Genomic DNA, 9,195 nt, shown 5'->3' with positions numbered 1-9,195 from the left:
AAAACATCTAAATCTGTTGAAAAAGAAAACCGTCCCAAAATGACTTTTGAGACGGCCTCTTTGTTTTTTATCTACTCTACCTTTGAGAAGTTGGTCATTTCACAATTTTAATCCTTAATAAAGAAATCGTTCACTTCATCAGCCTTCAGCAACAATTTCATCAGGTTCCTTTTTACCTCGTCTCTGAAAGAGGTGTAAATGTCTGAAATGGAATAGAAAGATCTGATTCTGGTAAATGCCCGGCTGAAACGGCTCTGCCAGATTATTGAATAAGTATTTTGTTTAAGGGAGAGGAGGCATACTGGTAATTTTTGTTGGCGTAGTGATTAGCTCAGTGCATGAGCTACATTTTAAAGCCATGGACATACCGGTGTGTGAACGTACCGAATCAAGCTCCTCATGTAGTGTCTCTACAAGAATAGTAAATCCCATATTATGGACATTCTGAAATTTTGGTGATGAGTAAGAAAGTTTAAATTGGGGTCAACCTGTCGTTCCAAATAATAAATACCATGAAGCCACCGAGGTGAGGTAGCCGATTAGTGCAGGCAATGTGCCCAATTTAATATACCGGATGATGGTTAGCTCTTTCACCTGTCCCATAGCTGCTACACCAGCTGCAGAACCAATGATAAGTATACTACCCCCTGTCCCGGCGGTAATGGCCAATAAAACCCAATAAGTAAAGGTGATACCTTCGGGTAGCATTTTAATAACGGCAGCCGTAAGAGGTACGTTGTCTACAACTGCTGAGAATAGGCCCAGTGAAGTATGACCGATGATGATGGCCAGTGGATTCGAAGCTGGGTTATCTCCAAATATGAGTAGTGCAATATCATGCAAAACCCCTTGATAGTTGAGTGCTCCAACCGCTAGTAATATGCCAATGAAGAAATTGAGCGTAGCCATATCAATGGTTTTAATGATATTCACAATATGTCCGGCTCTTTTTTTAAGTGTTCCTTGTTTCAGGCGATAGTCAATAACAATGGCACAGGCTCCGAGCCCCAGGAGTATGCCAATAAAAGGAGGGAGGTGGAAAAGGTTAACAATTACAGCAAAACCAAAGGTGAACAGGCCTATAAATATGATGCTCCATTGTAGGGGCAGTACTTCCTTGCTTTCTCTACTTTTGCGATCTTCGTTTGTAATTTTTAAAGTCAACATGGCTTGAGGTACTATCCAGGCTATAATAGAAGGGATCAAGCCATAAAAGAGAATTTGCCATGCCGTGAATTTACCGGCAAGCCATAGCATGATGGTCGTTACGTCACCTACAGGTGACATGGCTCCGCCGGCATTGGCGGCAATAACAATGTTGATGACATATATAACAAAGTTCCTTTTTTTAATATATAGGTGTCTGCCGATCTGGATCATGATTAATGTACTGGTAAGGTTGTCCAGTAGCGCAGAAGCCATAAATGTGGTAAGCCCCATAAGCCAAAATAACTGCCTGTCAGATATTTTCAATATGAGAAGTTTCGACTCCACCCAGGTGAAAAAGCGGAAATGTGCCATCATTTCTACTATGGTCATGGCACCCATTAAAAAGACGATGAGGGCAAAAATTTCTGCAGATTCATGCAGTATAGCTTCTCTGAGTACCTCCTCATCTTCACCTATCGCCACTACTATCCACATGATGGATCCGGTGAATAAAGCTATCCAGCTTTTGTTAACTTGCAGGTTGTGTTCAAATGCTATGGCAGCAAAGCCAACTATAAAAATGATGATAAGAAGAACTGATTCGCTATCGTACATAATGGCAACGGTTTATTGACAATTATGGGGATAAAGGCACCAGCCTTTTGTGAATACGGCCGCAAAGTTAACAAATGATATTACTCAAGTGTTATGATGTTAATCATTTATTAAAATGTGAATTTAGCTTTTGTTTTAATGTGAAGAAAGTGAGAGGGTTAGTGCTTTTATACCCCTCTAAAATAGGTGTGTTATTTGTCTTAAAAGCTTGTGAAATTGTCCTTTTCGAACCTTTATTGTACCTTTACGTTTGGTAAAACAGAAATAAAACATCTAATATAATGATTGAGGAAAAAGTAAAATACAAAGTCAAAGATATTTCTTTGGCAGCGTGGGGCCGTAAGGAAATAGAACTTGCGGAGGCGGAGATGCCAGGATTAATGGCACTTCGCGAAGAGTATGGAAAAGAAAAGCCCCTGAAGGGCGCCAGAATTGCAGGTTGTTTACACATGACTATTCAGACTGCAGTTTTAATAGAAACATTGGTAGAGCTAGGTGCTGATGTTACCTGGTCTTCCTGTAATATATTCTCTACTCAGGACCATGCTGCTGCTGCTATTGCTGCTGCAGGTATACCTGTATATGCATGGAAAGGCATGAATGCTGAAGAGTTTGACTGGTGCATTGAGCAAACGCTTGTTTTCCCTGACGGTCAGCCCCTAAACATGATATTGGATGACGGAGGCGACCTTACCAATATGGTTTTTGATAAATACCCTCAGTATGTTCCGGGTATCAAAGGGCTTTCTGAAGAAACTACCACAGGAGTTCACAGGTTAATCGAAAGAGAGAAGAATGGTACTTTGGTAATGCCTGCTATCAACGTAAATGATTCTGTAACCAAGTCAAAGTTTGATAACAAGTATGGCTGTAAAGAGTCATTAGTAGATGCTATCAGAAGAGCAACTGACGTTATGATGGCCGGGAAAGTTGCTGTTGTTGGTGGGTATGGTGATGTAGGAAAAGGTTCTGCCGCTTCTTTAAGAGGAGCAGGAGCCAGAGTAATCGTTACTGAGATAGATCCTATTTGTGCGCTTCAGGCTGCCATGGACGGTTTTGAAGTGAAAAAGATGGATGATGCAGTGAAAGAAGCTGATATTGTTGTTACCGCAACAGGAAATAAAGATATCATCGTGGGGCGTCATTTTGAAAGCATGAAAGATAAAACCATCGTATGTAACATTGGCCACTTTGATAATGAAATTGATGTTGCCTGGTTAAATAAAAACGCAGAAAGAGACGAGATCAAGCCTCAGGTTGACAAATACAAATTGTCAAATGGTAATGATATCATTCTTTTAGCGGAAGGAAGATTAGTAAACCTTGGTTGTGCTACTGGTCACCCTTCTTTTGTAATGTCAAACTCTTTCACAAACCAGACATTGGCTCAAATAGAACTTTGGCATAACTCTGAAAAATACGAGAATAAAGTTTATACCTTGCCTAAGCATCTGGATGAGAAAGTGGCAAGACTTCACCTGCAAAAAATTGGTGTTGAGCTTGAAGAGCTTAGCAAAGATCAGGCAGAATACATTGGAGTTACTGTTGAAGGTCCATACAAACCTGATTATTACAGGTATTAATCCTTCATAAATAAAAAAGGAAAGGCCGCCTTGGTTAACAGGGCGGCCTTTCTTATGTGCATTTGTAAATATTAATATTGTACTTCAGTTCGTCGGTTTCTGAAATAAGGTCTAAGAATGACCTTGTCAAGCAATAAGAGAGAGAGTACTAATACCGTAAACAAAAGCCCGTCCGTCAGGATTTTTAGGTTAACACTATCCGGAAGTTCCACACCAGGCATTTTTATAACACTGCTTATTTGCGGAAGGCTTACCGAGTCAAATATATCTAGAGCCATTATACTTTCTGTCATATATAATGAGCCTGTGATTACAGTTAGTAAAGCTAGAATAAGAATGATCAATCCGTTTTTTCGTGAGTACGGAATACTTTTGATGATGGGTTTGTCCAAGTTGGCCATTACCTTACTGTTGAAATTTTTAGAAGGCGTTTCCAAAACATTGGTCATCAACATCAACTGATCCAACTTTTTAAGTTCTTCCAACCGCGATGCGATCTGTGGCTGAAGACATGCTTTCTCAACATCGGCTGCTTCATCCTTATTAAGTAACCCATCTATATAATCTAGTAGCAGCTCATCTGTTATTTCCAATGGCTTTTTCATATGTATATTTTTTATTCCTGATAATCATATGGATCAGTTATGGTCAAATGTTTAGGCCTTGGGGTTCCGCATTTTACCTCAACAGTTTGCCAGGGGTTATGACTCTTCCTTATGACTATATCATGCTTATAAATTTAATGCCTCTTCCTTTAAAATTGTTTTCATACCATCAGCCAGTTTTTTTCTAGCCCTATGAAGTCTTACTTTGGCTGTGTTAAAGCTCATTTTAGTTATGTCAGCTATCTCCTCAAGCGAAAATTCCTTTAGATAGAATAAGGTTAATATGCTTCTGTCTATCTCCGGAAGTAGTGATAGCGCTTGCTTGATAAACCTCTTTTGGTCCTGAATTTCCATTTCAGCGGATGACCCCTCATAATAAGTGTATTTAACCGTGTCCAGGCTTTCCTTCTTTACTCTTTGTTTTCTTTTACAGGTAATAGCGGTATTAAAAACTATCCGGTAAAGCCAGGTCGAGAATTTTGACTGGCGATTAAAATTAGTCAGGCTTTGGTAAGCTTTTATAAAACTATCATGTGCTACTTCTTCAGCATCTTCCCGGTTATTCAGGATGTTTAAAGCAATGGTGAAAGCATAGCTTTTATGCCTTTCTATAAGCTGGTTATAGAGTTCACGTTGCCCCCTGAGTACCTTGTCTATTATGATGTCATCATCCAAATTCTTCACGTCCCTTTGACGCATGTTAGTTGATTCAAGTTACAGCTAAATTGCTTTTTTTACAATGAGTTATTCAGTTGTAAGCCTTGAGATAAAAAAATACATGATCATTGTAACCTGTATTTGAAGCAGTGCGTCAAAGGGGCAAAATGTTTAACTAAAGGTCAAAAATATGGAAATCGAATTTATTGCTGTCTTTATTCCAATCATAGCTATCATAGGTGTGGTGATTATGATCATTTATTTAAGAAGATATACTAATGACGAACGCTTAGCTATGATAGAAAAAGGAATGTCTCCGGCAGAATTGTCTAATGCAAGGTCCAGTACCAGTGGCCCCCTCAGATTTTCCCTGCTATTGATCGGGATCGGGCTGGGATTTATAGTGGGTTACTTCATAGATTCAAGCACGAACATGAATGAACTTAGTTATTTCTCCATGTTATTTATATTCGGAGGTGTAGGCCTGGGTTTATCATATATCATTGAAGAGAAAAAAGCCAAGAAAGAAGATCTGGCTAGATAAAGATCAAATTTACTAACCAATAGGTGGCCATTGTCAGTATGATAATGGCCACGATATTGAGCCATATACCTGCTTTCATCATGTCTCGCATACGGATGTGGCCGCTGGCAAAAACGATAGCATTTGGAGGCGTAGAAATGGGCATCATAAATGCGCAGCTCGAAGCCAGTGTGGCTGGAATAACCAAGACAAGGGCATTTAAATCCAGGCCTTTGGCTACGCCTATCACTACCGGGATAAATATTGCGACCAGAGCAACATTGCTCATAAGTTCGGTCATAAGTAGTACAATTGCGGTTATGACCAATATAAGTACAATTAAACTAGCGCCGTGATAGCTACTCACTGCTTTACCAATAAGTTGAATTATACCTACATGTTCAAGGCTCTTGGCCAGACACATGCCCCCACCAAATAATATAAGAATACCCCAGGGGAGCTTTGTTGTATCTTCCCACTGTAATAAGAAGGTAGATTTATTGAGACTGACAGGTACAATGAACATAAGTGCTCCCCCAGCCATGGCTATAGTGGTGTCAGAAAGCAAGTCACTTCCAACCAGCTTATTCAATTGTGATTTGAATACCCAGCATGCCGCAGTAATGGCAAATATGGCCAGAACTATGGCCTCTTCTCTGGAGATGGAACCTAGCTGGTTCAGTTTGCCCGTGATTACCTCTTCTGAGCCCTTTATGTTTTTCATGTGGTTGGGAAACAAAACCCGGGTAAGTAGGAAATAACAGGCAAACAAAAGAAAAAGGCCTATAGGAACTCCCATGAGTAACCACCGGCTAAATTCCATTTCATACCCTAGCATTTGTCTCAGGTAGCCGGCCATTACAATATTAGGCGGGGTGCCTATCAGTGTCATAGTGCCGCCAATGTTGGCAGCATAGGCGATGCTTAACATAAGGCTCAGTGCAAAATTTTTATAAACCTTGGTAGAACTGGTATTTTCAATCAGAAGGTTAATCACTGAAGCGGCAACAGGCAGCATCATTACGGCGGTGGCAGTGTTGCTTATCCACATGCTTAGTAGTGCAGTGGAAAGCATGAAGCCAAGAATGATGCCATTACCACTGGTTCCGGTTATTTTAATCAGATTGAGTGCTATGCGTAAGTGAAGGTTGTGTTTTTCAAGGGCTATGGCTATCATGAAGCCCCCCATAAAAAGAAATATGATTGGGCTGGCGTATGGAGCAGTGGCTTCTGCTATTTTAAAGATTTGAAGTAATGGAAGCATTATCATGGGTAGAAGTGCAGTTACCGGAATAGGCACTGCTTCTGTAATCCACCAGGTAACCATCCAGGCGGTGAGGGCTAGTACACGCCAGATTTCAGGAGTGAGGTATGATGAATGTTGGAGTTGAAGAAGTATGAAGAAAATAATCGGACCAAGAAAAATCAATAACCAATTATGCTTTTTCATTGTATTAGTAGGTTTAGAAAGACATAATTAACTATAAAAATGCTTATGAACAAAGTAAGAGTTATGTTCGGCACCTTTACGGGGAATAGTACTGAAGACAGTTGTTTACATTGGAGTTTGTACTTCAGGTTGGCAGGGCTAGGAAAAACTGGATTAACATATAATACCCAAGAGCGAGAAAAACAGTATGTAACCATACCTTTTTGTTGAAATATGCGGCAGTTGCGGCCAAAAGTACACCGCCAGCCCTGATTATATTCTGTACAAATACATTCCCTATGTCATCATATACAAAGGAGCTGATAATGGTAAGCACGAAATAAACGGCAAAAAGTGAAAAGAGCCATCTGGTATTCTTGTAAAAATAATCTTTTAGGTCAACTTGTTCATGCTTTTTGAAATCAGGAAAAAGTATAACACTGATCAGGTAGAAAAGAAATATTGGGATCAGAGAATAAATAAAGAAGAAAATACTTTCATTGATGGCGGCGGTTCTGGGCCAAATGCCCCACCAGTTTTGGATGAACATAATGAAAGCAAAAATAGTCCAAAGCAGGTGTTGCCAATAGATTCGGATGTGATCACGGTTCTTTATAATAGAGCCCCATCCCTGAAAATACTCGGCACCTACATAACCAAAGATAATCGCGCTAAATACCGTAAGGTATTCCGTATGGGTAAAGCCTTCGATTATATTAGGGACTTTTTCCTGCATTAGGAATAAATATACAAAAATTAATTAGAGCTAATTAGCTCTCTGGCATTTTCAAAAGCAATGCTCGATGGTTTGTCTCCTCCAATCATTTTGGCAATTTCCTCAATGCGCTCGGCTTCTTCCAGAGCCTTGATTTTACTTTCAGCCTTGATCGATGAGCTGTCTTTGTACACGAAATAATGCTTGTCTCCTTTGGCTGCTACCTGAGGTAGGTGGCTAATAGTAATCAGTTGGTGGCTTTGGGCCATACGCTTCATCATTGACCCCAGCTTCAGCGCAATTTCTCCAGATACTCCGGTATCTATCTCGTCGAAAATTATGGTAGGCAATGAAATCTTTTGGGCCAGTATGTACTTTATGCAAAACATAAATCGTGAAAACTCTCCGCCTGAAGCCACTTTGGAAAGCTCTTGAGGTGCAATGCCTTTATTGGCACTGAACAACATGTTGATCAGGTCTATGCCTTTATCCGTCAACTCACTTTTCGAGCTGGTTAGCTTTACAGTTGCATCGGGTATTCCTACCTGGGCTAAAAGCTCGCCGAGTTCTTTTTCCAGCTTTGTAAATACAGCATTACGTTTTTTGCTGAGTTCGAGTGCCTTTTTTTCCGCTATACCCTTTAGTCTGACCACTTCGGTCTCTGCTTTCTTGATCTCTTCATCCATATTGTTGAAGCGCTCAGTTTTAAGGGTTAGGTCTTCTCTTATACTAATCAGTTCTTTAATGCTTCCAACATGGTGTTTTTGCTGAAGTTGGTAGATCATGCTCAGCCGTTCTTGCATCAATTGAGTTTGTTCCGGGTTGAATTCAACCAGTTCCTCTTCTTTTTCCAGTTCCCTGATAATGTCCTGAAGTTCAATAAAAGAACTTTCTAACCGTTCATAAAGAGAAGAGTAGTTCTTGGAGTATTTACTCAGTTGGCCAAGAAATACTTTAGCCTGTTGTAAACTGTCAATGGCGGAAAACTCACTATTGGAGAGCACATCCAGTGAGCCATTTAATTTAGTTTTAATTTCCTCTGCATGCTCCATCACTTCCAGAGAAGCTTCCAAGTCAGCCTGTTCATCTGCTTTCAGATCAGCCTTCACCAGTTCATCCAATAAAAAAGCATTGAAATCTGCTTCCTTACTTATTTCTGCATTTTCAGCTTTGAGTTGCTCAAGGTGTTTTAGGGTTTTTCTATAGGTGTCGTAATCCTTTTTGTAAGCGTGTCGTAACTGGGTGGTGCCAGCAAAAGCATCAACAAAGGCAAGTTGATAATTTTGCTTGCCGAGATTCAGTGTTTCATGCTGTGAGTGTACATCCATAAGGCGGGTACCCAGCCTTTTAAGTACATCCAGAGTAACAGGGGTGTCATTTACAAAAGCCCGGGATTTACCTGTAGGGCTTATTTCCCTTCTGAAAATTGATATCTCTGCATAATCAAGCTCTTCCTCATCAAAGACCTTTTGAAGGTTATAGCTTTTAACATCAAAGTGACCTTCTATGATGCACTTACTTTCTTCATCAAAAAGTACTTTGGTGTCGGCCCGTTTACCCAAAAGAAGTCCAACAGCCCCGAGCATAATAGACTTACCTGCACCGGTTTCTCCTGTAATGATATTCAGGTTGGCCGATGGGGTGATTTCCAGTTGTTGGATTAAAGCATAATTCTTGATTAGAAGATGTTTTAGCATCCTAATTAATAATCTATTATGATTTCAGATATTCCGTTTAGTGGTAGCACCTGCCTGGTTAGTCTCATGTTTTTAATTTCCAGACTATCGTTTTGCAGGTTAAGGAGTGTTGCCATCAATACACTGCCATTACTAAGCACAATATTAGCTTTTTTACCTGAAATTTCTGGCCACTTTTGAGGTATGTTGTTAGTGGGGATTCTTAACTGACGTTTAGCCACG

At 40.1% G+C, this 9,195-nt stretch carries 9 protein-coding genes; 2 read left to right on the top strand and 7 right to left on the bottom strand.

What is annotated here, in order from left to right:
* Nucleotides 1-483: 483 nt before the first annotated feature.
* The gene (gene nhaD / locus JMN32_RS01305) at nucleotides 484-1,764 is read right to left on the bottom strand and encodes a sodium:proton antiporter NhaD (RefSeq protein WP_202854466.1); all 1,281 of its coding nucleotides are present in this window, start codon (nucleotides 1,762-1,764) and stop codon (nucleotides 484-486) included.
* A 281-nt stretch (nucleotides 1,765-2,045) separates the two neighbouring features.
* Between nhaD and ahcY the strand changes: the two genes are divergently transcribed.
* Nucleotides 2,046-3,347, top strand: coding sequence for an adenosylhomocysteinase (gene ahcY, locus JMN32_RS01300; RefSeq protein ID WP_202854465.1), 1,302 nt, complete (start codon nucleotides 2,046-2,048; stop codon nucleotides 3,345-3,347).
* 71 nt (nucleotides 3,348-3,418) lie between these two features.
* Here the strand turns inward: ahcY and JMN32_RS01295 are convergent, their stop codons facing one another.
* Both JMN32_RS01295 and JMN32_RS01290 read right to left on the bottom strand, forming a co-directional pair.
* Nucleotides 3,419-3,952 (bottom strand): anti-sigma factor family protein, encoded by a 534-nt coding sequence (locus JMN32_RS01295; RefSeq protein ID WP_202854464.1) that lies wholly within the window; start codon nucleotides 3,950-3,952, stop codon nucleotides 3,419-3,421.
* Nucleotides 3,953-4,078: 126 nt separating this feature from the next.
* Nucleotides 4,079-4,651, bottom strand: a complete 573-nt coding sequence (locus tag JMN32_RS01290) for an RNA polymerase sigma factor (protein ID WP_202854463.1) — start codon at nucleotides 4,649-4,651, stop codon at nucleotides 4,079-4,081.
* Nucleotides 4,652-4,799: 148 nt separating this feature from the next.
* On the opposite strand from JMN32_RS01290, the gene JMN32_RS01285 reads away from it, so the two are divergent.
* On the top strand, nucleotides 4,800-5,153 hold the full coding sequence (locus tag JMN32_RS01285; RefSeq protein ID WP_202854462.1) for a DUF6249 domain-containing protein: 354 nt from the start codon (nucleotides 4,800-4,802) through the stop codon (nucleotides 5,151-5,153).
* On the opposite strand, the gene JMN32_RS01280 is transcribed toward JMN32_RS01285, so the two are convergent.
* The 4 genes from JMN32_RS01280 to JMN32_RS01265 all read right to left on the bottom strand — a co-directional run bounded on the left by JMN32_RS01280 (nucleotide 5,146) and on the right by JMN32_RS01265 (nucleotide 9,194).
* Nucleotides 5,146-6,582 (bottom strand): SLC13 family permease, encoded by a 1,437-nt coding sequence (locus JMN32_RS01280; RefSeq protein WP_202854461.1) that lies wholly within the window; start codon nucleotides 6,580-6,582, stop codon nucleotides 5,146-5,148. The genes JMN32_RS01285 and JMN32_RS01280 overlap by 8 nt on opposite strands.
* A 124-nt stretch (nucleotides 6,583-6,706) precedes the next feature.
* Entirely contained in the window at nucleotides 6,707-7,297 is a 591-nt protein-coding gene (locus JMN32_RS01275) for a hypothetical protein (protein WP_202854460.1), read from the bottom strand.
* 20 nt (nucleotides 7,298-7,317) lie between these two features.
* Complete coding sequence (gene recN, locus JMN32_RS01270; RefSeq protein WP_202854459.1) at nucleotides 7,318-8,973, bottom strand: DNA repair protein RecN; 1,656 nt, start codon at nucleotides 8,971-8,973, stop codon at nucleotides 7,318-7,320.
* Nucleotides 8,974-8,978: 5 nt separating this feature from the next.
* Nucleotides 8,979-9,194: a hypothetical protein gene (locus JMN32_RS01265; RefSeq protein ID WP_202854458.1), complete on the bottom strand. Its 216-nt coding sequence runs from the start codon at nucleotides 9,192-9,194 to the stop codon at nucleotides 8,979-8,981.
* Nucleotide 9,195: the final 1 nt, after the last annotated feature.

The organism is Fulvivirga marina (assembly GCF_016775155.1).
GTDB lineage: Bacteria > Bacteroidota > Bacteroidia > Cytophagales > Cyclobacteriaceae > Fulvivirga > Fulvivirga marina.
This window is presented reverse-complemented; position numbering and strand designations above follow the sequence as displayed.